At 52.3% G+C, this 24,419-nt stretch carries 22 protein-coding genes and 1 pseudogene; 11 read left to right on the top strand and 12 right to left on the bottom strand.

Translation table 11 applies throughout. The annotated features are described in order from the left end of the window. The 3 genes and pseudogenes from ABYP33_RS10255 to ABYP33_RS10245 form a co-directional block, all read left to right on the top strand. Window positions 1-438: pseudogene (locus tag ABYP33_RS10255) on the top strand (ribosome biogenesis GTPase YlqF); the annotation flags it as partial. 88 nt (window positions 439-526) lie between these two features. Continuing rightward, window positions 527-1,516: a DUF6635 family protein gene (locus tag ABYP33_RS10250; protein WP_373090764.1), complete on the top strand. Its 990-nt coding sequence runs from the start codon at window positions 527-529 to the stop codon at window positions 1,514-1,516. A gap of 120 nt (window positions 1,517-1,636) precedes the next feature. After that, window positions 1,637-2,134, top strand: coding sequence for a DUF1456 family protein (locus ABYP33_RS10245; RefSeq protein WP_373090763.1), 498 nt, complete (start codon window positions 1,637-1,639; stop codon window positions 2,132-2,134). Window positions 2,135-2,178: 44 nt separating this feature from the next. On the opposite strand, the gene ABYP33_RS10240 is transcribed toward ABYP33_RS10245, so the two are convergent. From ABYP33_RS10240 to metG, 7 genes are all read right to left on the bottom strand, one after another. Beyond that, window positions 2,179-2,892 (bottom strand): electron transport complex subunit E, encoded by a 714-nt coding sequence (locus ABYP33_RS10240; RefSeq protein WP_373090762.1) that lies wholly within the window; start codon window positions 2,890-2,892, stop codon window positions 2,179-2,181. Continuing rightward, window positions 2,885-3,526, bottom strand: coding sequence for an electron transport complex subunit RsxG (gene rsxG / locus ABYP33_RS10235; RefSeq protein WP_373090766.1), 642 nt, complete (start codon window positions 3,524-3,526; stop codon window positions 2,885-2,887). Before rsxG ends, ABYP33_RS10240 begins: the two co-directional genes overlap by 8 nt. A 2-nt stretch (window positions 3,527-3,528) precedes the next feature. Then, window positions 3,529-4,566 carry an electron transport complex subunit RsxD gene (rsxD, locus tag ABYP33_RS10230; protein WP_373090761.1) on the bottom strand — a complete coding sequence of 346 codons (1,038 nt, stop codon included), beginning with the start codon at window positions 4,564-4,566 and terminating at the stop codon, window positions 3,529-3,531. Between the two features lie 27 nt (window positions 4,567-4,593). Then, entirely contained in the window at window positions 4,594-6,981 is a 2,388-nt protein-coding gene (rsxC, locus tag ABYP33_RS10225) for an electron transport complex subunit RsxC (protein ID WP_373090760.1), read from the bottom strand. After that, window positions 6,978-7,571 carry an electron transport complex subunit RsxB gene (gene rsxB, locus ABYP33_RS10220; protein ID WP_373090759.1) on the bottom strand — a complete coding sequence of 198 codons (594 nt, stop codon included), beginning with the start codon at window positions 7,569-7,571 and terminating at the stop codon, window positions 6,978-6,980. The genes rsxC and rsxB overlap by 4 nt, the downstream gene beginning before the upstream one ends. Before the next feature lie 2 nt (window positions 7,572-7,573). Further along, complete coding sequence (gene rsxA, locus ABYP33_RS10215; protein ID WP_008246465.1) at window positions 7,574-8,152, bottom strand: electron transport complex subunit RsxA; 579 nt, start codon at window positions 8,150-8,152, stop codon at window positions 7,574-7,576. Window positions 8,153-8,326: 174 nt separating this feature from the next. After that, entirely contained in the window at window positions 8,327-10,360 is a 2,034-nt protein-coding gene (gene metG / locus ABYP33_RS10210) for a methionine--tRNA ligase (protein ID WP_373090758.1), read from the bottom strand. Between the two features lie 181 nt (window positions 10,361-10,541). Between metG and apbC the strand changes: the two genes are divergently transcribed. Next, window positions 10,542-11,639: an iron-sulfur cluster carrier protein ApbC gene (gene apbC, locus ABYP33_RS10205; protein WP_373090757.1), complete on the top strand. Its 1,098-nt coding sequence runs from the start codon at window positions 10,542-10,544 to the stop codon at window positions 11,637-11,639. A 43-nt stretch (window positions 11,640-11,682) separates the two neighbouring features. After that, the gene (gene dcd / locus ABYP33_RS10200) at window positions 11,683-12,249 is read left to right on the top strand and encodes a dCTP deaminase (RefSeq protein WP_373090756.1); all 567 of its coding nucleotides are present in this window, start codon (window positions 11,683-11,685) and stop codon (window positions 12,247-12,249) included. 234 nt (window positions 12,250-12,483) lie between these two features. Here the strand turns inward: dcd and ABYP33_RS10195 are convergent, their stop codons facing one another. Both ABYP33_RS10195 and ABYP33_RS10190 read right to left on the bottom strand, forming a co-directional pair. Beyond that, window positions 12,484-12,888: a hypothetical protein gene (locus tag ABYP33_RS10195; protein WP_373090755.1), complete on the bottom strand. Its 405-nt coding sequence runs from the start codon at window positions 12,886-12,888 to the stop codon at window positions 12,484-12,486. Window positions 12,889-12,937: 49 nt separating this feature from the next. Then, the gene (locus ABYP33_RS10190) at window positions 12,938-14,320 is read right to left on the bottom strand and encodes a 3-oxoacyl-ACP reductase (protein ID WP_373090754.1); all 1,383 of its coding nucleotides are present in this window, start codon (window positions 14,318-14,320) and stop codon (window positions 12,938-12,940) included. A 248-nt stretch (window positions 14,321-14,568) separates the two neighbouring features. On the opposite strand from ABYP33_RS10190, the gene ABYP33_RS10185 reads away from it, so the two are divergent. Then, a complete protein-coding gene (locus ABYP33_RS10185) occupies window positions 14,569-15,867 on the top strand; it encodes an acetyl-CoA C-acetyltransferase (protein WP_373090753.1) in 1,299 nt (432 codons plus the stop codon). Between the two features lie 60 nt (window positions 15,868-15,927). Here ABYP33_RS10185 and ABYP33_RS10180 read toward each other — a convergent pair whose 3' ends face one another. Further along, on the bottom strand, window positions 15,928-16,248 hold the full coding sequence (locus tag ABYP33_RS10180; RefSeq protein WP_373090752.1) for a hypothetical protein: 321 nt from the start codon (window positions 16,246-16,248) through the stop codon (window positions 15,928-15,930). Between the two features lie 175 nt (window positions 16,249-16,423). Here ABYP33_RS10180 and ABYP33_RS10175 point away from each other — a divergent pair, with 175 nt between their 5' ends. Beyond that, window positions 16,424-16,894 carry a Dps family protein gene (locus ABYP33_RS10175; RefSeq protein ID WP_373090751.1) on the top strand — a complete coding sequence of 157 codons (471 nt, stop codon included), beginning with the start codon at window positions 16,424-16,426 and terminating at the stop codon, window positions 16,892-16,894. 71 nt (window positions 16,895-16,965) lie between these two features. Here ABYP33_RS10175 and ABYP33_RS10170 read toward each other — a convergent pair whose 3' ends face one another. Beyond that, window positions 16,966-18,111, bottom strand: coding sequence for a diguanylate cyclase domain-containing protein (locus ABYP33_RS10170; RefSeq protein ID WP_373090750.1), 1,146 nt, complete (start codon window positions 18,109-18,111; stop codon window positions 16,966-16,968). Window positions 18,112-18,259: 148 nt separating this feature from the next. Then, the gene (locus ABYP33_RS10165) at window positions 18,260-19,408 is read right to left on the bottom strand and encodes a diguanylate cyclase domain-containing protein (RefSeq protein ID WP_373090749.1); all 1,149 of its coding nucleotides are present in this window, start codon (window positions 19,406-19,408) and stop codon (window positions 18,260-18,262) included. 473 nt (window positions 19,409-19,881) lie between these two features. On the opposite strand from ABYP33_RS10165, the gene ABYP33_RS10160 reads away from it, so the two are divergent. Genes ABYP33_RS10160 through ABYP33_RS10145 form a run of 4 tightly spaced genes read left to right on the top strand, consistent with a single transcriptional unit; the run spans window position 19,882 to window position 24,220 of the window. Further along, window positions 19,882-22,038, top strand: coding sequence for an FAD-dependent oxidoreductase (locus ABYP33_RS10160; RefSeq protein WP_373090748.1), 2,157 nt, complete (start codon window positions 19,882-19,884; stop codon window positions 22,036-22,038). A 14-nt stretch (window positions 22,039-22,052) separates the two neighbouring features. After that, window positions 22,053-22,856 (top strand): DUF547 domain-containing protein, encoded by an 804-nt coding sequence (locus ABYP33_RS10155; RefSeq protein ID WP_373090747.1) that lies wholly within the window; start codon window positions 22,053-22,055, stop codon window positions 22,854-22,856. Window positions 22,857-22,867: 11 nt separating this feature from the next. Next, entirely contained in the window at window positions 22,868-23,566 is a 699-nt protein-coding gene (locus tag ABYP33_RS10150; protein WP_373090746.1) for a TIGR04283 family arsenosugar biosynthesis glycosyltransferase, read from the top strand. A gap of 12 nt (window positions 23,567-23,578) precedes the next feature. Beyond that, entirely contained in the window at window positions 23,579-24,220 is a 642-nt protein-coding gene (locus ABYP33_RS10145; RefSeq protein WP_373090745.1) for a TIGR04282 family arsenosugar biosynthesis glycosyltransferase, read from the top strand. The last annotated feature ends 199 nt before the right edge of the window (window positions 24,221-24,419 follow it).

Genomic DNA, 24,419 nt, shown 5'->3' with positions numbered 1-24,419 from the left:
GGTTTTTACGCGGCGGATTACTTGATTAAGGCCTACCCAGAACTGCTCAAAGAGCGCTTTCAGCTTGAGAGTATTCCGGATACCGAGTTGGCCTTTTTGGAAGTGGCGGCCTTGCGGCGAGGTGCTTTAAGCGCGGGCGGCCGTATTAATCTGCATAAAATTTGTGAATTGCTGATCAATGAGCTGCGTGCGGGTACCGTGGGCCGAATAAGCTTGGAAACGCCAGACATGGTGGTGGCTGAGGAAATTATTATTGCCGAAGCGCAAGCGAAAAAAGCGGCAGACGCTGCGGAGCGTAAGCGACGCTTTAAGCAGGGTTCACGCAATCCCAGCGAGAGTGAGTTAGCGGAGCAAGAGGCCAATAACGCAAAACGGGCGCCCCGTGGTTCTCGTCCACCAAAAGCGACGAAGCCGACCAAATCGCACAAATCTAAGTAGTCGCTTGCGTTGGGGAGGCGTGGATTGAGGAAGTGCCTGGGGCTATTTTGGGTGAACACTTGATGGTGCGTTATGAAGAGCGAGTGCCGTGAGCGAATTTTCTGAAGTTGATAGCGCGTTGCGTATTGCTGATGATGTAAATGCAGAGCTTAAATCTGATGTTGAACGCGCAATTAATGCTGCGGCGGCGCGCTATTTTGATGACTGTCGGGCAGCGGTACCGGCTTTTATTGATCGTCATTTTCACTACCCCGGCGCCATAGCCTTAAACGGTGTTGCTCTAGGCTGGGATATGCTGCGAGCACCGCTGAATTTGTTTTGGGCGCCGTTATACGGCGTGCTTGCCTTGTTAAAATACAGCTTGGTGAAGTCGAATAGCCTAAGCGGTTTGTGTCGTGTGCTCGACGCGATTCCAGCGGGCCTTAATACCAAGGTCCAAGCTCAAATTAGCGATTTAATTAAGCGTGAATTGCTGAATCGTGCAGGCCAAGATAATGCTTTAGAAGCACATATACTTGCCGCGCTACATGATGTCTATCGTCAGCATAATCAGCAGCCCTTAGCGGAGCAAGGGTTTAGCCAACTGATTGAACCTCTTTTGACTGATGCCTTGCAGCAATATCAATATACCCGCACGGCCTCGGCCGATATTGCCAATAGCTTGTCTTGCACGGTGCTTGGTGCGTTCGCTTTTCAAAAGTTTACCCCCGGTGGTATAGGTGTCGCGGCGCTGCTGGCATCGCTGGCGGCGAGGGAGTTGGCAATCCAGCAATTTTGGTTAGGTGACACCCTCGGGCAGTGGTATTACAGTCTGTTTCCACCGGAGCCAAGTGTGGTGCTAAGTCTGGGCATATTTGCTGGTGTCTTGGCTACCTTGGCGTCGTTTGCCGCGTTTTCGGGGGTGGTCACCGATCCTTTGCAAGCGATGATGGGCATGCATCGACGCCGATTATTGAAAATGTTAAATCACCTGCAGCAAGATTTTAATGCGAATAGTCAGGGTAGCTTTCGGCCAAAAGACCATTTAGTCGCGCGAATATTGGACAGTTTCGATATGTTGCGGTCGAGTGTGCTCTAAAATTTTGGGCGCAGTGCTGTGCTTTAATGGGTTCACAGCCTCTTGGTGAGGCAAGTATGGCATAATGGCCCGAGAGCGATGAATTTGTGGCCTTAGCGTTTAATCAAATGGGAAGTAAGCATGGATAATAATGATGTTCTGCGCCGAGTGCGCTACATCCTGGATTTTAATGACGCAAAAATGATATCGGTTTTTGGTTTGGCAGATCATTTGGTGAGTCGAGAAGAGGTGAGTGATTGGTTGAAGCGCGAAGGCGACCCGACTTATCAAGCCCTCAGTGATCTGCATCTTGCGGCATTTCTCAACGGTTTGATTAGCGATAAACGTGGTAAGCGCGAAGGTCCAAAGCCAGAGAACGAAAAGCGTTTAAGCAATAATATGATTTTTATGAAGCTAAAAATTGCCCTTAACCTCAAGGCCGAGGATGTAATGGCAATTTTGGCGTTAGCGGACGTGATTATCAGCAAGCATGAGCTGAGTGCGTTTTTTCGCAAAACCGATCACAAGCATTATCGGGATTGCAAGGATCAAATTTTGCGCAATTTCTTAAAGGGATTGCAGCTTCAATACCGCAGCGATGCGACGATGGAAGCGGAATTTGATGCCGAAGTAGAATAGCGTTGTGGTATCGGGTGGCGCTGTTATCACGCCACCCCTAAGGCTTAGCTGATATTGCCCGTCACCCGAACTCGACGGTTGGTGGGTGTCGCATTCGCCGATTTTGCGGCTTCACGCTTTTTAATGCCATCGTCAATGATGTTTTTCAGGGCGATAATCATGCCCGTAAAGATAAACGCGCCGGGCGGTAGAATTGCCACTAGTACGGCAGTGTAATCATCAACCAAGACAATCTTCCACGCCTTGGCGCCCTCGCCAAAGAGTAAGTCCATATTGGCGAATATCGCGCCGGTACCAATCACTTCGCGCACTGCGCCGAGCAACATCAATATTACGCCAAAGCCGACGCCCATAATAAAGCCGTCGTACATGGCGGGTAGCACTTTGTTCTTACAGGCAAAGGCGTCGGCACGGCCAAGAATGACGCAGTTGGTGGTAATCAGCGGCAGGAAAATACCCAGGATTTGAAATAGCTCATAGGCGAAGGCCTGCATTAATAATTCGATGCAGGTTACAGCAGCCGCAATAATCATGACAAAGGCGGGTAGGCGAATGGCGTCTGAGGCAAAGCTGCGAATCATCGATACGCAGGTATTGGATATCGTGAGTACCAGCATGGTCGCTAAGCCCATGCCCAGTGCGTTAATCACTGAGCCAGTCACGGCGAGCAGAGGGCATAATCCGAGTAACTGAACGAGGGCGGGGTTATTTTTCCACAGGCCATTTAGGGAAATGTCACGATAGCTAATGTCACTCATGGCTGTGCTCCTGATCGGACTCGCGGCCCGTAATCGTCGTGCGATTGGCTTCAAAGTAAAGTAGGGCCCGGTTTACTGCGGCAGTCACGGCGCGGGGGGTGATGGTTGCCCCCGTAAATTGGTCAAACACGCCCTTGTCTTTTTTAACGGCCCATTTGCTTTGGTCTGGGTTGTTCAGGCTCTTGCCGATAAAGCCGTCTACCCAGTGGCTCTTTTTATAGTCTACCTGATCGCCAAGGCCAGGGGTTTCTCTGTGGGATAAAACTCGTACGCCAGCAATGCTGCCGTCGCCATTGATGCCAACGATCATATCGATATCGCCGGTATAACCGTCGCGGGCGGTAGCGGGCAAAATAGCGCCGACAAACGCGCCATTCTGGGTGGCGCGATAAAATTTCTTGGTTTCGCGCAGGCCCAATAATTCGCTGTCGGCGACGGTGTCGGCATCGTCGATCATAGCGTTGTCGTGCCGGGATTTAGGAATGATTTGCAGTAAGGCACGTTCTTCGGCGTGGCGAATATTTTCTTGAATCAAGCCCCGCGTTGACAGGTAAGTGCCCGCAATAACAGCCGTGGTGAGCACCGCAAATAGGCCGAGGAGTAAACTGTTTTTACTAATGGATTGGCCGAGAATGTTCATTTGTCGGCTCCGGTGTTGTGTCCATAAGTGCGGGGTTGAGTGAAGTGGTCAATAAAGGGTGCCGCAAAATTCATTAATAGCACGGCGAAGGCCACTGCGTCGGGGTAATTGCCCCAGACCCGGATAATATAAATTAACAGGCCGATCAAGGCGCCATAAATCAGGCGGCCGCGATTGGACACCGCCGAGGTGACGGGGTCAGTGACAATAAAGAAGGCACCGAGCATGGTCGCGCCGCTGAACAAGTGAAAGAACGGCGAGCCGCCAGAGGCAGAACTGCCGTCGTCATAGAAGAATAATGACATAAGCGTTAAGGCGGCGAGCATGCTCAGTGGCGCGTGCCAGGTAAAAATGCGGCGGTATATTAAGTAGGCGCCACCCAGTAAAAAACCGGCGTTTGCCCATTCCCAGCCTTTGCCCGCAATTTGGCCGAATTGGGCTGACTGGGACCAGAGATCGTCGACCAGTAATGCGTTATTTTGTTTGAGCACATCCAGCGGCGTGGCCATGGTAATCGCGTCAATGGCTTCGCGACCAAAACCAAAGCAGTAACGCAGGGCCTCGATGGGGCCGAGTAGGTCACCGGCAAAACTGCCCTTGGGGGCCATCCATGTAGTCATTTCCACGGGGAAGGAAATCAGCAGCATGACGTAGGCCGCCATGGCGGGATTGAAGGGGTTGTAGCCCATGCCGCCATAGAGTTGTTTGCAGATTAAAATAGCGAAGCCAGTACCGATCATAATCAGCCAAAATGGCGCGGCAGGTGGCAGGGCTATGCCAAGCAAAAAGGCGGTGACAAGGGCGCTGTAATCATTGAGATAAAAGCCAATAGGGCGCTTGCGCCAGCGCAGCGCCAAGGCTTCAAACGCTAAGGCGGTAATACTGGCCCACAGTACGTTGACGATGGTGCCAAAGCCAAAGAACCAGGTCAGTGCCAGTATGCCGGGCAGGGTTGCCATAAGCACAAGGCGCATGACGCTGGCGGTGCTCATCGGCCCGTGAGCGTGGGGTGAACTGACTTTTAAAAATCCCATAATCTGCTTTGTGCTCTGTATAAAAGGTTAGCCCAACTGCTGTTTTGCGCTGGCCAGTTTGTCTTGTAGCTTCGCGATTGAGTCGGCGAGAATCTCGGCCTTGTCGTCGCCGCTTTCTTGGGCGGCGCTAAGTTTTTCTTGCGTGCGAGCGATGCGGTTTTCTAAAGACGCAATGCTTTGCTTGAGCTTGTCGTCTTCGCTCATATCAGCCTGCGCGGCGCGCGCGGCTTTGGCGCGTTCTATGGCGGCCTGCACTGGATCGTCGCTGCTCGCTTGCTCTGCTGATGCGGCTTCTTTGGTGATGGTCTTTGCCGAAACTTTGGCAAGGTGTTCTGCCAATTCTTGTTTTGCGCTGTCGAGTTTGCTTTGGGTTTTCTCCGCACCAGTGGCAAAGGCGGCGACATTGGCGTCGTTTTGCTCTTGGGCAATACTCAGCTTTTGCTGGGCGGCGGCGAGGCGTTTTTCGGTGGTGGCGACTAGGTTTTGCAGACGTTGGGTTTTGTCTTCGTCGCTTTCGCCGGCGCTGGCACCGGCGCGTTTGGCCATCGCGCGGGCAATGGCGGCTTGCGCGGGATCGGTGGCGCCGGTGTCGGCGGGCGCACCCGTCGAGCTGGTTTGGTGCTCTGCGAGTTCTTGTTGCAAGGCGCTAAGCTTGTCTTCGGTTTTGATTACCGCAGTAGCAAAGGCCTCGACATTTTCGCCACCCTGTTCTCTGGCTAGGGCGAGCTTTTCACGGGCGCTGGTGAGTCTGCGCTCCGCGCTGGCAATGAGTAATTGTAGGCGCTCAGTTTTAGCAGCGGGGGGTTCTTCCTCAACTTTGCCGTCGCGTTTGGCCTGTGCGCGAGCAATGGCGTCGTGGGCGGGGTCGGCAGCATTGGTCTTTTTAGCCTTGCTGCGCTCAATGGCCGCTTGAATAAGATCAGCTTTGCTGCTGTCGGGGTTGCTCACAACGGCAGCGGCTTTGTCTTTTGCTGCCTGCAGCCGCGCTGCGCGTTTGGCTTCTTTTTCGGCCTCTTCTTGTTCGAGTCTGGCGGTGCGGGCTTCAAAACGTTCCTTGGAGCGCTCGGCTTTAATTTTGTCTTGTTGGGCTTGGCGAATCTCGGCTTTTGATGCGCGGTAGTATTGCACCAATGGAATATTGCTGGGGCACACATAGGAACAGGCGCCGCACTCTATGCAGTCGAAAAGTTTGTGGTCTTCAAGTTTTTCGTGTTCCTGCGCGCGGGAAAACCAGTACATTTGCTGGGGCAACAGCGATACTGGGCAGGCCTCGGCGCACATGCCGCAGCGGATACAGGCCTGTGCTGGCGGTGGTGGCGGCAGTTCGGCCACCGTGGGCGCGAGTACGCAGTTGCTGGTCTTCACGATGGGTACTGCGGTGTCTTGCAGGGTATAGCCCATCATGGGGCCGCCCATGACCAAGCGAATGCAGTTGTCCTTTTTGAAGCCGCTTTGGTCCAGCAGAAATTGCACTGGCGTGCCGAGTAATACTTCGTAATTGCGGGGCTGGCTGCAGGCTTCACCGGTAACAGTGGTAATGCGTGAGATGAGCGGCTCACCTAAGCATATGGCGCGGTAAATAGCGGTGGCGGTGCCGATGTTTTGGCAGGCAATGCCGATATCAGCGGGCAGGCCGCCAGCGGGTACTTCTTTACCCGTTAATATTTGAATTAATTGTTTTTCGCCACCAGAGGGGTATTTGGTGGGGAAGGGCACAATTTCGATGCCCGTGCCTTGCGCGGCTTTTTGCAGCGCGGCAATACCTTCGGGTTTATTGTCTTCAACGCCGATCAGGGTTGCTTTGCTGGGCTTGATTAAATGGCGAAGAATGTCGGCGCCGGCAATAATTTCGGCGGCGCGCTCGCGCATTAAAATATCGTCGGCAGTAATATAGGGTTCACACTCGGTGCCGTTGAGAATTAAGGTCTCAATGGGTTTGTCGTCGCGGGTACTGAGTTTTACTGCGGCGGGAAAGCCCGCGCCGCCCATGCCGGCAATACCGGCTTGGCGAATGCGGTCAATTAAATCCATTTTGCTTAAGCTGCGAAAATCTTCGACGCCACTATGCTTAGCCCACTCGTCTTGGCCGTCGGTGTCGATCACAATACAGGCACCGCTCATGCCAGAGGGGTGAGGGATTAAACGCGACTCAATCGCAGATACGGTGCCGGAGGTGGGTGCGTGCACCGGCGCACTGACAAAGCCCTTGGCCTCGGCAATCATTTGGCCTTTTAAAACGCGGTCGCCGACGCTAATGATCGGACTGGCAGGGGCGCCAATGTGCTGAGCCAGCGGCAGTATTAATTGCGGGGGTATGCCGGCCGCTTTAATGGGCGATTGCAGAGATTGCTGTTTGTTTTCGGCGGGGTGAATACCGCCGTGAATATCCCACACCTTTCTTGTTGGCTGGCTCATGCGCTGGCCCCGCTGCGGTCGGTGGCGATCAGGTCTTCTGGCGGCTTGGGTTTGTCCCAGGCCCAGGTTTGCAAGTTGGTTTCAATGGGGCGCATTTCTATACAGTCAACAGGGCAGGGTTCAACGCAAAGATCGCAGCCGGTGCATTCACTGGCGATGACGGTGTGCATGTGTTTCGCCGAGCCCAAAATGGCGTCGACGGGGCAGGCTTGAATACATTTGGTGCAGCCGATGCATTCGTCCTCGCGAATATAGGCCACCGAGGGCACGGACTCTTCTACCGCGTCTAGGGGTTTGGCTTCTACACCCAATAAATCGGCAAGTGCGGCAATAGTGGCTTCGCCGCCGGGTGGGCATTTGTTAATGTCGTCGCCGTCGGCAATGGCTTGGGCGTAAGGGCGGCAGCCCGGGTAGCCACACTGGCCGCACTGGGTTTGGGGCAGCAATGCCTCAACTTGGTCGGCGATTGGGTCGCCCTCGGTTTTAAATTTTACTGCAGCAAAACCGAGCAGGGCGCCGAACACCACGCCGAGGCTGACCAGTGCCAGCAGGGATGCGATAAACGGGTTTTGGGCAATTAATTCAATCATCGTTATACCAAACCGGCGAAGCCCATAAAGGCCAGTGACATGAGTCCGGCGGTAATCATACCAACGGCAGGGCCTTTAAAGGGTTGGGGCACATCGGCGGCGGTGATGCGCTCACGCATGGCGGCAAATAATACCAAGACCATAGAAAAGCCTGCGGCGGCACCAAAGCCATAAAGCGCTGACTCAACAAAACTGTGATCTTTGTTTATATTAAGCAGGGCAACGCCGAGCACCGCGCAGTTGGTGGTGATCAGCGGCAGGAATACACCGAGCACCTTGTAGAGCATAGGGCTAGATTTACGCACCACCATTTCGGTGAACTGCACGACAACGGCAATGACCAAGATGAAGGTAATGGTGCGTAGGTATTCGAGACCGAGAGGAACCAGTAGCCACTCATAGGTCAGCCAGCTGCAAATCGAGGCGAGGGTCAGTACAAAGGTAGTTGCACTGGACATGCCAATGGCGGTCTCCAGTTTATTGGAAACGCCCATAAACGGACACAGGCCCAAAAACTGCACCAGTACAAAGTTGTTAACCAGAATGGCGCCGATTAACAGTATTGAATAGTCTGCTAACACAATTGTAGCCTCGTTTAGTTCTGTGTTGACACCGCGCTGAGTATTGGTGCGCAGTGACCAGCAAAATACGCTGGCTAGACACTCATGGCTCGGATCTTAGTTTATTTCGATCAAGCGTTCAATTTAAAATGCTGTAACCCTAGCGCACGGCTGGCCGTGCGCAGCAGCTTGAATTTACTGGATTTTCATGCCGGCTTTGGCGCCACTGTCGGGGCTGAGCAGCCAAATTTCCTGATCGCCAGGGCCTGCGGCCAATACCATGCCTTGGGATAGACCAAAGCGCATTTTACGGGCTTCGAGGTTGGCCACCATCACCGTGAGTTTACCCACCAATTGCTCGGCAGTGTAAGCGGTTTTAATGCCCGCAAAGACTTGGCGCTCGCCGTATTCGCCAAGACTTAGGGTGAGGCGCAATAATTTGTCGGCACCCTCGACTGCTTGGGCCGCGATGATCTCGGCCACTCGCAGGTCGATTTTAGCAAAATCGGGGTAGGCTATTGTGTCTGCGATACCCGTGTCTTTGTCTTTCGCTGCCTTTTTTACTTTGGTTTTTACTGGCGCTGCGGCGGTGCTGTTGTCGCCGCTGGCAGCGACCATGGCCGCTACTTTGTCGGCGTCAACGCGGTTCATCATTGCCTTGAAGGGGGCAATGGCGTGGTCTTGCAGGGGGCTGAATTCGCCCTGCCATGTTAGCTTGCAGTTTAAGAAGGCTTCGGCTTGCACGGCAAGTTCTGGGAGTACTGGGGTGAGATAGGTCATTAGCACGCGGAATATATCGATGCATTGGGAGGCAACGTCGGCGGCTTGGCCCGCGGTGTCTTCGTTTTTTGCCAGCTTCCACGGTTCGCAGGAATCAAAGTATTCATTGGTGGCATCGGCCAGCGCCATGATTTCGCGCACGGCTTTGCTGTATTCGCGCTGCTCGTAAAGTTCGGCAATCGCATCGCTGGCACCGGTGACCCGGTTCCATAGTTCGGCGTTGTGCTGTTTGCTAGCCAGTTTGCCAGCGTTGCCCTTGTGCACGAATTTGGCGCTGCGGCTGGCTATATTAACCAGTTTACCAACGAGGTCGGAATTGACTCGGTTAATAAAATCTTCGAGGTTTAAGTCGATGTCGTCTACCGCACCGGATAATTTAGCCGCAAAGTAATAGCGCAGGTATTCGGCGGGTAAGTGTTCCAGATAGGTCTCGGCCTTAATAAAGGTGCCGCGAGATTTCGACATTTTCTTGCCGTTAACGGTTAAGAAGCCATGGGCGTAAATAGCCGTGGGCTGGCGGAAACCCGCTGAGTCGAGCATCGCAGGCCAGAACAAACCGTGGAAGTTGATAATGTCTTTGCCAATGAAGTGGTAGAGCTCTGCCTTAGAATCCGCCCCCCAAAATTCATTAAAGTCGCGGCCATTGGCCTCGCACCAGTTGGCGCAACTGGCCATATAGCCAATGGGGGCGTCTAGCCAAACATAAAAGAATTTTCCGGGGGCGCCGGGAATTTCAAAGCCGAAGTAGGGCGCATCACGAGAGATGTCCCAGCTGTGCAGGCCTGCATCTAACCACTCGCGTAGTTTATTGGCGATTTGTGGCTGCAGGGCGTCGCTGTTGGTCCACTGGCGTAGCAGGTTTTCAAAGTCGCCAAGCTTGAAGAAAAAGTGGGTAGAACTTTTTTCAATTGGCGTGGCGCCGGAGATGGCCGAGCGGGGATTAATCAGCTCTGCTGGGGTGTAGGTGGCGCCGCAGGCTTCGCAGTTGTCTCCGTATTGATCGTCGGCCTTGCACTTAGGGCAGGTGCCCTTGATGTAGCGATCGGCGAGGAATAGGTTTTTCTCTGGGTCAAAAAGCTGGGTTACGTCCTTGCGCTCTATATGGCCATTGGCGTCGAGGCGGCGATAAATTTCTTCCGAGTAGTGTTTGCACTCTGGGGAATGGGTGGAGTGGTAGTTGTCGAAGCGGATTAAAAATCCGGCCAAATCCCGTTCGTGCTCGGCTTTTACCCGGGCAATTTGCTCCTCAGGCGTAATGCCGAGTTTTTCAGCCGTGAGCATAATGGCGGTGCCGTGGGCATCGTCGGCGCACAAATAGATGCAGTCATTGCCACGCTGTTTTTGAAAACGCACCCAAATATCGGTCTGGATAGATTCCAGTAAGTGGCCGAGGTGGAGTGGGCCGTTGGCATAGGGCAGAGCGCTGGTAACGAGAATCTGGCGCGACATGAGTGTCCTTATTGCAAATAGGGCGACGACAGCGGGTGCTGCTGACGGCGCGGGTGGATTCCGAGGCGCCATACTATAGCGTTTTTGGTCCCCCGGTGCATCTGCTGTGGCGTTGTTCGATGCTTGTCCGCCGCGTATACTCGCCGGCTGATTAAAAGGTTTATTTGAGTAGAGGCGGGAAATGGCGACAGAATTGGAATCTCAAGTTCGCGACACATTAATGGCCGTGGTTTTGCCGGGCTTATCCGCGCCACTGGCACAATTTGCCGATATTCATTTTCTTGCGGTGAAGGGTGATCGCGTAGATGCGGTTGTGGAGCTTGGCTTTGCCGCGCGCAGCGCGCAGCAATCTTATGAGCAAGTGCTCCGTGCCGCGGTGGAGGCACTCGACGGCGTTGCCGCCGCAGCGGTGCGGGTGACCTGGAAAATTGCAGCCTACGCCGCGCAACAAAATATGAAAGGCATGGAAAATGTCCGTAATATTATTGCAGTAGCCTCCGGGAAAGGTGGGGTGGGTAAGTCGACCACGGCCGTGAATTTGGCCTTGGCGCTGGTGGCGGAAGGCGCGCGGGTTGGTTTGTTGGATGCCGATATTTACGGCCCCAGCGTGCAGATGATGCTGGGCGTGGCTGACGGGGTGCGTCCCAAGCCCTACGGTACGCATTATTTGTTGCCGATTGAAGCGCACGGCGTGCAGTCGATGTCGATGGGCTATTTGGTCACTGAAGACACGCCGATGGTATGGCGCGGGCCGATGGCAACCGGCGCACTGCAGCAGTTATTGAATCAGACTTATTGGCAGGATTTGGATTACCTCATTATTGATATGCCGCCGGGCACCGGCGATATTCAACTGACTTTATCGCAAAAGGTGCCGGTGTCGGGCGCAATTGTGGTTACCACGCCGCAGGATATTGCCCTGCTCGACGCTAAAAAAGGCATTGAAATGTTCCGCAAAGTCTCGATTCCCGTGTTGGGCATTGTTGAAAATATGGCAGTGCATATCTGTAGTGAGTGCGGCCATCACGAGCACGTGTTTGGCGAGGGTGGCGGCGCGCGGATGGCCAGTAACTATCAAGTGCCCATGCTGGGTTCGCTGCCGTTGTCTATGCAGATTCGCAGCCAAGCCGATTGTGGCAAACCGGTGATGGTGGCAGACCCAGCTGGTGATGCCGCGGCCTTATATCGCAGTGTGGCCATTGGTATGACGGCTGAGTTAGCCGCGCGTCAGCGGGTGCAAAATCATGCCTTTCCAAATATTTCTATCAGTGACGATTAATTCATTTTTGTTAAGCAGCGGCTTATAAGGTTAAGGGGACGCAATGAGTATCAAGTCGGATAAATGGATTCGCCGCATGGCCGAAAAAGAGGGCATGATTGAACCTTTTGAGCCGAGCCAAGTGCGGGCTCAGGGCGGTTCTAAGATTATTTCTTATGGCACTTCTAGCTATGGCTACGATGTGCGTTGCGCGAATGAGTTTAAGGTTTTTACCAATATTTACTCGGCAACCGTCGACCCCAAAGCCTTTGATGAGAAGAGCTTTGTCGATATCACGGCCGACTACTGTATTATTCCCCCTAATTCGTTTGCATTGGCTCGCACCGTGGAATATTTTCGAATTCCCCGCAGTGTACTGACTATGTGTTTAGGTAAGTCGACCTATGCGCGTTGCGGCATCATTGTTAACGTGACCCCGTTAGAGCCCGAGTGGGAAGGTCATGTGACGTTGGAATTCTCTAATACCACCACCTTGCCCGCAAAAATTTACGCCAATGAAGGTGTGGCGCAGATGCTGTTTTTTGAGTCAGACGAAATCTGCGAAGTGAGTTACAAGGATCGCGGTGGTAAGTATCAGGGTCAAACTGGTGTGACCCTGCCTAAGACGTGAGGGCGGGCGCGAAACGCTTGATGGGAGACGGTACGCAACGCCTGTTATGCGTGGGTAAGGAGCGCTGCTATTTAAGCCCTCGAAACCCACGCCGAGTTATACCTGCGTAGGCCGGTGCCGCGTTCAAACTCAGGTCTGCACTCCGTTGCTAAGATGGACGCCTGCCTGTGCAGGAGCGACGATTAAATACATTTCCTATATCAGTCGCCCGTTTTACAGTCCATCAAGGTGACGTCACCCCATGATACTCATTGAGAATATCATGGGGGGTGCACTCTGGTTCAAAACAGTGATTTCATGTCGCGCCCAGCTCACACTATTGCGTAGCCTTGAGCAGATAAACGTCAATAAATTCAGAACCAAAAAAGCTTTCTGAACCACTTCAACAGCAAGCGGAAGTTGTGGCCCGCTGCGCCGAGCAATACATTCCACTTCGGGCGCGTGCTCACTATAGAGTTTGACCTTGCTATTGCGCTCTTGGCGCAGGGCAATGTTGGCTTTACGCAGTGTCTCAGCAAACAACGGCGCGAGTTCGTCTTGATCCCGTAAGCGCCGCTGAAGGTCGCACATAATTCGACCAAGACGTACTTGAATGAATTTCTCCGCAGGGCGGGCTCGCTTGAGTTGAACGCCCTGCATCGGACGCCGTTACAGAGCTTTGGCTGTAATGCATTTAAATTGTAAAGTTTTAGGCACCAAACCAGGATTGGCCGCAAACCCGCACGGTATTGCCACTAATGCCACGCGAAGCTGGATTGCCAAAGAAGGCGATGGTTTCAGCGACGTCGACCGGTAAGCCTCCCTGGGAAAGTGAGTTCAGACGGCGGCCAAACATACGGGTAAACAGGGGTATAGCGGCAGTCATCGCGGTTTCGATGAAGCCAGGTGCCACGGCATTTACTGTAATGTTGCGGGCAGCGAGCTCGTCTGATTTGGCCATAAAATCAACATAGCCAATAACACCGGCTTTCGATGCGGCGTAATTGGTTTGGCCGCGCTGGCCACCAATGCCGTTCATTGATGACACGCCAATGATGCTACCACCGTCGTTTAGCGCGCCACTGCTGAGGAGCTCGTTGGTAATGCGTTGGGCGGCCGCGAGGTTAATGTCTAAAGTCATTTGCCAGAACTGTTCCGACATATTGGCAATAGTTTTGTCGCGGGTAACACCGGCATTGTGTACGACAATGTCGGCACCGCCTGCCTTTATGAGGGCGGCGGCGATTTTTGCGGGGGCGTCACGGCTGGTAATGTCGGCAATCACGGGCTGACCATTGAGGTGACTCATCACTTTCGCCAATTCGCTTTCCATTTGTACAACGTCTACGCCGACAACAGTGGCGCCGTCGCGCGCGAGGGTTTCGGCAATGGCTGCACCTATACCGCGCGAGGCGCCGGTAACCAAGGCGATTTTCCCTGCCAATGGCTTGTGCCAATCGGCGGTTTTATTGACTGCTGCGCTGCGTACTTTGATGACCTGGCCACTGATGTAAGCAGATTTGGGTGAAAGGATAAAGCGCAGGCTGCTGTCGAGATTGGCTTCGGCGCCCTCAGCAACAGTAATTAGCTGGGCGGTTGCACCCTTGCTGCCCACTTCCTTGGCCAGTGAGCGACTCAAACCTTCCAAGGCGCGCTGGGTGGCAGCCGCCTCCGGGGTGTCGCAATCCAGATGCGGGCGACCAAGAATAACAATGCGACCGCTGGGCCGTAATTTGCGAATATTGGCCTTAAAAAAACGGTAGGCTTGTATCAGTTGCAGGCCGTCGGTGAGGCCGCTGCCGTCAAAAACCAGCGCTTGATAGCGTTCAGCGACGGCGGTTTCAACGGCGGTGCTGGCTTGGGCTACGCACTCGGTAGTGAGGGTAAGGCTCGCGTCGCTGTTTTGCAGATTGCGGAGGATGGCATCGATCAACTGGGCGTTGTTGCCTGCACCCAAGAGTAGGGCGCCAGAGAAAAAGCTGCGCTGCTCAGTGTGGTAGCGTAATAACTCGGTGGGCACGGTTACGCCGAGGGCGCCCATGATTTTTTTGCCGGCGCTGGAATTGATCAGATGTTCGATTTTGTCGCTCATACCGTGTGCTCCGCTGCCCCGGAGGGCGATAGTCTAAATTCGGTTTACTTTGCCGAGGCCGAGGCTCGGCAACCGCAAGCAGATTAATGCTGTTGAGGGGCATTGTAACGGCTCAGCAAGGCAACAGGATTGACAGCGGCGCGCTCGGGCGCCGTCGCTTCAGCCAATGCCGCGGGAATCAAGCTTGTTACACTGCGCGCACTTTGGGGTATATCCAATATTGCTACATAAAACACTGAGGTCCAGATATGACACAGGCTATTAAGCGCGTTGCTATTATCGGTGGTAACCGACTTCCTTTTACCCGCTCCAATACCGCTTATTTTGGCGTCAGCAATCAGGCAATGCTCACGGCGGCGATTGAAGGTTTGGTGCAGCGCTATAATTTGCAGGGCGAATGCTTGGGCGAAGTGGCCGCCGGCGCAGTAATGAAACACAGCAGAGACTTTAACTTAACCCGGGAATCAGTGTTGGGCACGTCGCTGCACGCCAATACACCGTGTTTTGATATTCAGCAGGCCTGTGGTACTGGCTTGCAGGCTATTAATTTGGTCGCGAATAAAATCGCCCTTGGCCAGATTGACGCCGGCATTGCCGGTGGTGTTGATACGACTTCTGATGCGCCCATTGGCGTTAGTGAGGGGCTGCGCAAAATTTTGCTCCAAGTAAATAAAGCGCGCTCCTTTGGCGATCGTGTTAAGCCCTTTTTACAGTTGCGTCCGAAGGATGTTGGAGTTTTGATTCCGGCTAATGCCGAGCCGCGCACGCGCTTGTCGATGGGTGATCACACTGAGATCACTGCCAAAGCGTGGCAGATTCCTCGTGATCAGCAAGATGAATTGGCGGCTTTGAGCCACCAGAATTTAGCGGCTGCCTATGATCGTGGTTTCTTTAATGACCTTATTACGCCTTTCAATGGCGTGAACAAGGACAATATTCTGCGCCCAGACACCACTGCAGAAAAACTCGCGGGCTTAAAGCCGGCTTTTGATAAAGAAAGTGGTCAGGGCACGTTAACGGCAGGTAATTCGTCTACCTTAACCGATGGCGCTTCAGTGGTATTATTGGCGAGTGAAGAATGGGCCAGAGCACATAATTTACCTGTGCGTGCTTACTTGAACTTTGTCGAGACCGCTGCGGTGGATTTTTTTGGCAAAGACGGGGCCGGTGAGAAAGAAGGTTTGTTGTTAGCGCCGGCTTACGCAGTGCCGCGGATGTTGGCCAAAGTGGGATTGAACTTGCAGGATTTTGACTACTACGAAATTCATGAAGCCTTTGCTGCACAGGTACTGGCCACTATGAAAGCTTGGGAAGATGAGTCTTTCTGTAAAAATAAGCTTGGGCTGGATCGCGCGCTTGGTAGTATTGACCGCAGTAAACTGAATGTGAACGGTAGCTCACTGGCGGCGGGACATCCCTTTGCGGCAACCGGTGGTCGTATTGTTGCTAGCTTAGCAAAAATGCTTGAAGAAAAGGGCAGCGGGCGTGGCTTGATTTCGATCTGCGCGGCTGGCGGTCAGGGCGTGACGGCGATCATAGAACGTTAACTTTTGAATAAATCGAACTGCTGTGACGAAAAGGCCCACTATTGCATTAGCGGGCCTTTTTTATTTTCCGTAACTCGCACAATCACCTTGTTCGTAGCCCATGACCTTGTCCTCTGCGCAGGCACTACAGGCATTGCCGTAAGTTTGGTGGCGCTGCGATGGGCAGGGGGTGTTAATGCAGCGAATGTCTGTGTCGATGTGGCCGCACACAGGTCGGTATTCGCGGGTGCACATTTGCGGACGAGGCGTTTCGCAGCTCTTAAAACCTTCAGCCATGGGCGCTTCAGGTTTGGCTTGGGTAGTGCAAGCGCTGAGGACACCCAGTGTTAAGATGAGTAAAAGGCTTAGTTTGGCGGCGCGTAAATAGGGCTGTGATGGCATTGCTTGGCCTATTGTTTTGCTTGGTTAAAAAGTATCAGCTGCATCCAGGGAACCTTGCCCATCAAAAGCTATCATAGTAAGCAGCTATCGTATCTATGGTAATTTAAAATTTTAGATATGCATACGCTTTTGCTAGTCTGACAGCAAGACTTACACTATAACAGGAGCACATATCATGAAAAACATCGATATTGGAATTAGCGAAGCGAATCGTGAAGAAATTGCCGGGAGCCTTAAAGCGCTATTGGCTGATTCCTACACCTTGTACCTGCAAACTCACAATTTTCATTGGAATGTGACCGGCCCCCGCTTCCGTGATCTCCACCTCATGTTTGAAGAGCATTACACCGAATTGGCCGTGGCCGTGGATGACATTGCCGAGCGTATTCGTACTTTAGATGTGGCGGCACCGGGCACTTACAAGGAGTTTGCGCGTTTAAGTTCAATAGAAGAAGTTGATGGCGTACCGTCCGCCGAGGATATGGTAGATACGTTGACCCTTGGCCATGAGCAGGTGGTAAAGACCTGTAGAACTGCGCTAAAAGTGGCTCAGCAGGGCGATGACGAGTCGACGGCCGCATTGGTATCTGATCGTATGCGTATACACGAGAAAACAGCGTGGATGCTGCGCGCCATCAATAAGTGATGCCAATATTGCGTGCGCTACATCGTTGGGCGTGCGCGGCCGGGTGCGATTTGGTCTGGAGCGCTGCGTTGCTAGGGTGGCTGTTCGCTTGAATAGGCAGCGCTACTGTTATTGCTGCGCTTTACGCTGTACATCTTGTGATCGGCAACCTTGAGTAAACTCTCGAAATCTGTGCCATGCTTTGGGTAAATTGCGTAACCAATGCTGGCCGATATTTGGTAGGTGATGTTTTCTAGTGGGAGTGGCTTCGCTAAGGCTTCTGAGTAAGATAAAATCTTTGTTTTAATCACCTTGCTATCGCCGAGTCCCGGCAATAACATGCTGAATTCGTCACCCCCCAGACGGGCAATAATATCGCTAGCTCTGCTTTGCGCGCGTAAACGTTTGGCAAACTCCATTAAGATTATGTCGCCACAGTGATGGCCCAGCGTGTCATTAATGTTTTTAAACTCGTTCAAGTCAAAATACAGCACGCAGAACGATGTGTTGTTTATGTCTGCGTCGAAAATAGCTCGTTCTATTTCATTGATGAAATGACGCCGATTAGCGAGTCCTGTAAGGCTGTCATGGTGCGCTAAGTGTATGTATTTACTGTGTTCATTTTCAAAGAGTTTACGCAATCTGCGAGTCGAAATGTCGTAGTACATAGTAATAAAAATAATAAACGCGGTGGCCGTAAAAATGCCGACAAATTCCGCTAACATTTCAGTTTCCGGGGCAATTGCATTTGCAAAAACTATCCCAGCCTTAGCTGCAATGTAAAAAGCAGTGCTAAAAACAAAAATGATAAAACTCCAAGTTATACCTGCACGTGCGCCAATACTGAGGGTGGCGAGTGCGGGCATAATGATGGCGCAGGGAACCATTGGTGAGTAGATGCCGCCGGTATTCAACACGATATACAATAACCCCAAACTTAGGGTGGTAATAAAAGTATTTAACGCCAAGATTTGGCGGCCAGTAAAGCGAAGCGTGAACAGCGCGCTGACGATACCTAATATGGCTGTTAGTGAAAACAGGGTGAGTAGCTGCCGACTTTCAATTTCAATGTCAAAGCCCTGGCTTATTAGAACAACGGCGACAACGTATAGAAGCGTCGCCCACAGCACACTAACAGCAAAGCGATTGCGGTGCCGTTGGTAATTACTTATATCAGGAGTTTGCGGTAGCCACGGTTCAATAAGGTAGTCGCGGAAAAAGCCTTGGATTTTTTGCATCTCGAGTTTTCTCAAGGTAGATACGTATAGTGGGCATTCCATTGAACACTACACCAAAAAATCTTAGGTGTTACGTAGCGTAACGACCATCATAATAAAAAATGCGTGTTGTCGCTACCTTAGCCCTGTCGATGGGTTTGCTATGCCACTATTCGGCTTTAGAGCGCGATGTATTCCTAGTGTCGGTGTTTTGACCACGCTTGACCTGATACATTTTTTGGTCTGCGACCTGAAGTAGCGTTTCATAGTCAGTGCCATGCTCAGGATAGCATGCATAGCCAATACTCGCCGATATCTGATAGGGGGTGTTGTCTAATAGCAGCGGAGCGTTGAGCGTTTGCGAATAGTGATGTATTTTTTGCCTAATTGCTTCGGCGCCATTGAGACCGGGTAGAATAATGCAGAATTCATCGCCGCCGAGACGGGCAATAAGATCGCTGCTGCGATTGAGCTTGCGCAGTCGCAAAGCGAATTCCAATAGCACTTGGTCGCCGCTGTGATGGCCGAGGTTGTCGTTTATCCTTTTGAAATTGTTTAAATCAAAATACAACACACAGAATGTGCCTTTATGGATGCTAGCATTGGCGATTGCCGTCTCGATTTCACTTATAAAATGACGGCGATTGGCCAGGCCAGTAAGGCTGTCGCGGTGTGCTAGTGTAATAAATTTATGGTGTTCGGCGTTAAATAGTTTGTTAAGTTTTCTAGATGAAATTTCAAAATAGATGATAGTAAATAGAGTCAACGAGGCAGCCGTTAATAAACTTGAAAATTCGGCTATTGCCATATTTTCTGGGGAAATAATATTGGTAAAAGTATAGCCGTGATTTGCAGCAAGGAATAAGAGCGCGGCTGCAGTGGCTACGATAAGACTCCAAATTGCACCGGCTACGGCGCCAATGCTAAGGGTTGCTAGGGCCGGTATGGCAATAACGCAGGGGTTAATTGGCGACTGAACGCCACCAGTTTGCATGCTAACTAAGGCCAACCCTGCACTGAGGGTGGCAATGAATATATTGAGCGCGGCAATTCGTTGGCCGCCAAAGCGAATGGTCAGTAGCGCGAGTAATATGCCGCTACCGAGAATACTCGAGAGAGCAGTGATTAAGCTTTTCTCCTGTGGCTCGAGCGGCAGTAGTAAGTGAATGCTTATGATGAGTGCGCAGGTGTAAGCAAAGCTACTCAGCAATACACTAATAACAAAACGGTTAGAGGATTTCTGGTAATTAGATTGTCTAGGTGTATTGGGCAGCCACAATTCAATAAAAGGCTTTGTTAGTCGCGCTACTACTTCCATGTATTACAATCCATTGTGATCGACAGTGCTGGTGTTGTCGTGTTGCTATTATTATGTGTCTGTGACGTAAATTTGGGCCTGATCAACATAATGATATAGATTTGTGTCCGCAGAGCAAAGCCCAGGAGCTAGGTCATTGGGGTGGCCGGTTTTGAAGATTGCCCCTGAATTCTTAATCGGCGTATGTTGTCTCCTGCGGTACCTAGGTCGGGAGTGCACTGCGGCTTAGCGTGAACTCCACTTCGAATTTCGAGTTAGACGTCTTAGGTATGTGGCTGAGGTACTTAGTTTTAGCGTATTACAACGCCGGACTGATCTAGAGACTGGGGACTGCGTATCCGGATGATTTAGCCATTTGGGCGTAAGATGGCGGGGCAGAGGCATGGGCCTCGATAAGAAGAAACGACGAGTATTTACGATGATCTGCGTCATAGCCAACAGCTTAAACGGCAAAATTATGGGACGGCAATAAAATGAAGAAAAAATTACTGTTACTTGTGGTCGTGGTAATTGCCATTGCTGGCTTTTTCATCGCCGATCTCGACCACTATTTTTCCTTGGTGGGCGCGCGTGCACTCCAGGACGAGGTATTGGTCTGGCGCGCTGAACAGCCATTACTGCTGGCGGCGATCATGTTTGTTGTCTATGTCGCGATTGCCGCATTGTCGCTGCCCGGCGCGGCGGTGATGACGCTGCTGGTGGGAGCCAGCTTTGGCTTGGGGTGGGGGCTGCTGATTGTCTCGTTTGCCTCCAGTATTGGCGCGACCTTGGCCTTTTTAATGACGCGCTATATTTTGCGCGACAGTGTTCAAGCCCGCTTTGGCGAGCGCTTGCAGACCATTAACGCTGGGGTCGAGCGCGACGGTATGTTCTATTTGTTTAGTTTACGCTTGGTGCCGGTGTTCCCGTTCTTTCTTATTAATATGCTAATGGGCTTAACGCCCTTAAAAACCCGTCAATTTTATTGGGTAAGCCAGCTGGGCATGTTGCCCGGCACGGTGATATTCGTGAACGCGGGCAGTCAGCTCAGCGAGTTAAATAGCTTGTCGGGCATATTGTCGCCCGCGCTACTGGCCTCTTTTGTACTGCTTGGGATATTTCCCTTTATTGCCAAGTGGCTATTAGCGGTCATCAAGGCGCGCAGGGTCTACGCAGGTTGGCGGCGACCTGCCAAATTTGACCGGAATTTGATTGTTATCGGTGGTGGCGCGGCGGGGTTGGTGAGCGCCTATATTGGCGCGGCAGTGAAAGCCAAGGTCACCCTGATTGAAGCCCATAAAATGGGGGGCGATTGCCTCAATTATGGCTGCGTGCCCAGCAAAGCGCTAATTAAGGCAGCCAAGGTGCTTAATCAACAGCGTCATGGCGAAGCCTACGGCCTGGACGGCAGTGCGGCGACCTTTGACTTTAGGAAGGTCATGGCGCGTATAAAAGCGGTCATTGCCCAGATCGAACCCCATGACAGTATTGCTCGCTACACCGATTTAGGTGTCGAGGTTATTGAGGGCTATGCCAAACTGCTAGACCCGTGGACGGTAGAAATCACCTTGAACCGTGGCGGCAGTCAGCGCCTCACCGCGCGGGCAATCATTATTGCCGCTGGCGCTCAGCCTGCCGTGCCGCCATTACCGGGTTTGGACGATGTTGATTATTTGACCAGTGATACACTGTGGGATGCGTTGGCTGATCAGCCAGAAGCCCCAAGACGCCTTGTGGTGTTGGGCGGTGGGCCAATTGGCTGTGAATTGGCCCAGGCCTTCGCGCGGCTGGGTTCCGCGGTGACCCAGGTTGAAATGCTGCCTAGAGTGATGATGCGCGAGGATGAAGAGGTTGCATCGGCAGTCACTGAGTCACTTAGCGCCGATGGCGTTATAGTGCTGACGAATACAAAGGCGCTGCGCTGCGAACAATCCGGCGGGCTTAAGCAACTGATTGTTCGCAACGCCCACGGTGAAGAAGAGGCAATCGTTTTTGATACCTTGATTTGCGCGGTCGGTCGCAGTGCGCGACTAACTGGCTACGGTCTCGAGACCCTCGGTGTTGATACTGCGCGCACGGTTAAAACCAATGACTATTTAGAAACGATTTACCCTAATATTCTCGCTGCAGGAGATGTTGCTGGGCCCTACCAGTTTACCCATGTTGCCGCGCATCAAGCCTGGTACGCTGCGGTGAATGGCTTATTTGGCGGCTTTAAAAAGTTTAAGGCAGATTACTCGGCGATCCCATGGGTGACTTATGTCGACCCCGAAGTCGCGCGGGTGGGTTTGAGCGAGGCCGAGGCGACCGAGCAGGGTATTGCTTATGAAGTGAGTCGTTTTGGAATAGACGATTTGGACCGCGCAATTTGTGACAGTCACGCCGTGGGTTTCATCAAAGTGCTGACCGTGCCGGGCAAAGATACGATCTTGGGTGTATGTATTATGGGTGCCCAGGCCGGTGAATTGCTTGCTGAGTATGTGTTGGCAATGAAGCACGGTTTAGGTCTGAAAAAAATCTTGGGCACCATTCACAGCTATCCAAGCATGGCCGAAGCCAATAAATACGTGGCGGGGGAGTGGCAAAAATCCCATGCTCCGGAATGGGCGTATAAATATTTAGTGGCGTTTCATCGTTGGCGCAGGGGTTAATTGGGGAGATTAATATGCATAGACTAACGCAGCTCGGCTTAATCTTATTGCTGTTGTGCTCGCCACTTTATGCCGCCGACGTTGCCCACAGTCAATGGCATCAATTGCTGCAAGATCATGTGCAAATGGCGCCAAATGGTCAGCATAGCCAGGTCGATTACGCGGCGATACAGCGCAATGAAGTGATACTAGATGGGTATTTGGCGCGGTTGGCAAAGGTGGAGAAAAGGGTGTTTGATAGTTGGTCTGATGACAGTCAGCTCGCATTTTTAATCAATGCCTACAATGCCTGGACGGTAAAATTGATTTTGTCGCGCTACCCGAAACTTGATTCGATAAAAGATATTGGCTTTTTTTGGTCTTCGCCGTGGCAAAAAAGCTTTATTCCTTTGCTGGGTGAAACCCGCAGCCTCGACGACATAGAGCATAAATTAATTCGCGGGACGGGCCGTTACGGGGAACCCCGTATTCATTTTGCGGTGAATTGCGCCAGTATAGGTTGCCCGGCTTTATTAAACAGGGCGTATAAAGGCGAGACCTTGGGCGCTCAGTTAGACGCCGTTACCCGCAATTTTTTGAATGATAGGCAGCGCAATGGTGTGACGAAGGGCGTGTTGCGCGTATCACCGATTTTTAAATGGTATGTACAAGATTTCAGTAAAGGCTGGCAAGGTGCAAACTCCCTGCGCGAATACCTTGCCATGTATGCCAAAGCGCTGGGCTTGAGCGACGCTGAAAAGGCGCAACTTATTTCCGGAAAGCTTGCTATAGAGTACAGTGATTACAATTGGGCCCTGAATGACCTTGGTAATAAATAAGGTAACTAGCCATGAGTGTGTGCGACTCGGATGCCGTGCTGTCGGTCATTATTCCGGTACTCAATGAGGCGGCGGGTTTACCCGCCTTATTGACCGAGTTGATCGAGCAATGTGGTCAATGCCAAAACGCGGTCGAGGTGATTTTTGTTGATGGTGGCAGCAGCGATGCCTCTGCGGCGTTGATAGCGGTAAGTGGATTTCGGCTGGTGGCGGGGCCGCGAGGGCGCGCGCGGCAAATGAATGTCGGCGCGTCGCTGGCATCTGGGGGCTATCTTTTGTTTTTACATGCCGACACCCTGCTACCAAAACACGCATTTGACCGCGTTATTTCCGTGTTGGAGTCTGGACTGTGGGGGCGTTTTGACGTGCGTATTCGCGGTAAGGCGCAGATGTTTAAAGTGATCTCTTGGTTTATGAACTGGCGGTCTCGGCTCAGTGGTATTGCTACCGGCGATCAAGCCATTTTTGTAAGAGAAGCCGCGTTCATTGAAGTGGGTGGTTTTCCTGATCAGCCGCTTATGGAAGATATTGCGCTGTCGAGCTTGTTGCGCGAGCGCGAGGCGCCGGTGTGTTTGCGCAACAAGGTAGAAACCTCGGGACGGCGCTGGCAGGAGCGCGGTGTGTGGCACACTATTTTATTGATGTGGCGGCTGCGTTACCTCTACTGGCGGGGCGTACCTGCTGAGCAGTTGGCCAGTCGGTATGAATAATTTTTTGTCACCATGACCGCAACAAAACCTCGAATAATACTCCAATTATTTGCTAAAGCGCCGCGGGCAGGATTTGCCAAAACCCGTTTGATCCCTACCTTGGGCGAGGCGGGTGCTGCGGCAGTCGCCAAGCGCATGCTGGAAAATACCTTGGCAGAATGTCAGCGAGCATTGACTCAGGTGAACGATGATTATCGGCTTGCCGCCGAATTGTGGGCGACGCCAGACGTCGGTACACCGGCGTGGGCTGCTATTGAGCTGCCGAGTTCGATTGAAGCGTTAAATCAGCCTGTTGGTGACTTGGGCACACGCATGGCCACTGCTGCGGAGCAAGGCTTACAACGCGCTGAGGGCGTTATTTTACTTGGTAGTGATTGCCCTGCGATTACTGCAGCAAGCTTGCATTGGGTGGCCAAGGCTTTGCTTAGCCACGATAGCTGTATGATTCCGACCTTTGATGGTGGTTATGCATTACTCGGTCTACGCTGCTTTTCGCCGCACTTGTTTGCGGATATTGCGTGGAGTACTGATACGGTAGCAAGCGTGACTCGGCAGCGTTTAGCAGAATGTGGCATGAGTTTAGCGGAGCAGGAAACAGTTCATGATATTGATGAGGCCGCTGATTTGTTGCATTTACCTGAGGGCTGGTTATAAATGCCCGCGCGATTGGATGTGCGTCAAGATGATTGGTGAAGGCCTCTGATGCCCCGTTTTCTCAGTCATAATTAAACTGGGCGGCTAGAGTGGATAGGTCTGCGGCCTGCAGGGAGACCGGCGTGTGGTGGGGCGCAACAGATCACCATTATCAGCGACGAGTTTATTCGGTCGATTGCCGAAAACCGAGGGCGCGGGC

The organism is Zhongshania sp. (assembly GCF_041584495.1).
Taxonomy (GTDB): Bacteria; Pseudomonadota; Gammaproteobacteria; order Pseudomonadales; family Spongiibacteraceae; genus Spongiibacter.
Note: the sequence above shows the minus strand (reverse complement) of the source record. Positions and strands in the feature narration are given on the sequence as shown.

Bases quoted from the DNA above. Each gene is read 5' to 3' on its own strand.
- ABYP33_RS10245 (WP_373090763.1), top strand. From the start codon at position 1,637: ATGGATAATAATGATGTTCTGCGCCGAGTGCGCTACATCCTGGATTTT.
- ABYP33_RS10240 (WP_373090762.1), bottom strand. From the start codon at position 2,892: ATGAGTGACATTAGCTATCGTGACATTTCCCTAAATGGCCTGTGGAAA.
- rsxD (WP_373090761.1), bottom strand. From the start codon at position 4,566: ATGGGATTTTTAAAAGTCAGTTCACCCCACGCTCACGGGCCGATGAGC.
- rsxC (WP_373090760.1), bottom strand. From the start codon at position 6,981: ATGAGCCAGCCAACAAGAAAGGTGTGGGATATTCACGGCGGTATTCAC.
- rsxB (WP_373090759.1), bottom strand. From the start codon at position 7,571: ATGATTGAATTAATTGCCCAAAACCCGTTTATCGCATCCCTGCTGGCA.
- metG (WP_373090758.1), bottom strand. From the start codon at position 10,360: ATGTCGCGCCAGATTCTCGTTACCAGCGCTCTGCCCTATGCCAACGGC.
- apbC (WP_373090757.1), top strand. From the start codon at position 10,542: ATGGCGACAGAATTGGAATCTCAAGTTCGCGACACATTAATGGCCGTG.
- dcd (WP_373090756.1), top strand. From the start codon at position 11,683: ATGAGTATCAAGTCGGATAAATGGATTCGCCGCATGGCCGAAAAAGAG.
- ABYP33_RS10195 (WP_373090755.1), bottom strand. From the start codon at position 12,888: ATGCAGGGCGTTCAACTCAAGCGAGCCCGCCCTGCGGAGAAATTCATT.
- ABYP33_RS10190 (WP_373090754.1), bottom strand. From the start codon at position 14,320: ATGAGCGACAAAATCGAACATCTGATCAATTCCAGCGCCGGCAAAAAA.
- ABYP33_RS10185 (WP_373090753.1), top strand. From the start codon at position 14,569: ATGACACAGGCTATTAAGCGCGTTGCTATTATCGGTGGTAACCGACTT.
- ABYP33_RS10180 (WP_373090752.1), bottom strand. From the start codon at position 16,248: ATGCCATCACAGCCCTATTTACGCGCCGCCAAACTAAGCCTTTTACTC.
- ABYP33_RS10175 (WP_373090751.1), top strand. From the start codon at position 16,424: ATGAAAAACATCGATATTGGAATTAGCGAAGCGAATCGTGAAGAAATT.
- ABYP33_RS10170 (WP_373090750.1), bottom strand. From the start codon at position 18,111: ATGCAAAAAATCCAAGGCTTTTTCCGCGACTACCTTATTGAACCGTGG.
- ABYP33_RS10165 (WP_373090749.1), bottom strand. From the start codon at position 19,408: ATGGAAGTAGTAGCGCGACTAACAAAGCCTTTTATTGAATTGTGGCTG.
- ABYP33_RS10160 (WP_373090748.1), top strand. From the start codon at position 19,882: ATGAAGAAAAAATTACTGTTACTTGTGGTCGTGGTAATTGCCATTGCT.
- ABYP33_RS10155 (WP_373090747.1), top strand. From the start codon at position 22,053: ATGCATAGACTAACGCAGCTCGGCTTAATCTTATTGCTGTTGTGCTCG.
- ABYP33_RS10150 (WP_373090746.1), top strand. From the start codon at position 22,868: ATGAGTGTGTGCGACTCGGATGCCGTGCTGTCGGTCATTATTCCGGTA.
- ABYP33_RS10145 (WP_373090745.1), top strand. From the start codon at position 23,579: ATGACCGCAACAAAACCTCGAATAATACTCCAATTATTTGCTAAAGCG.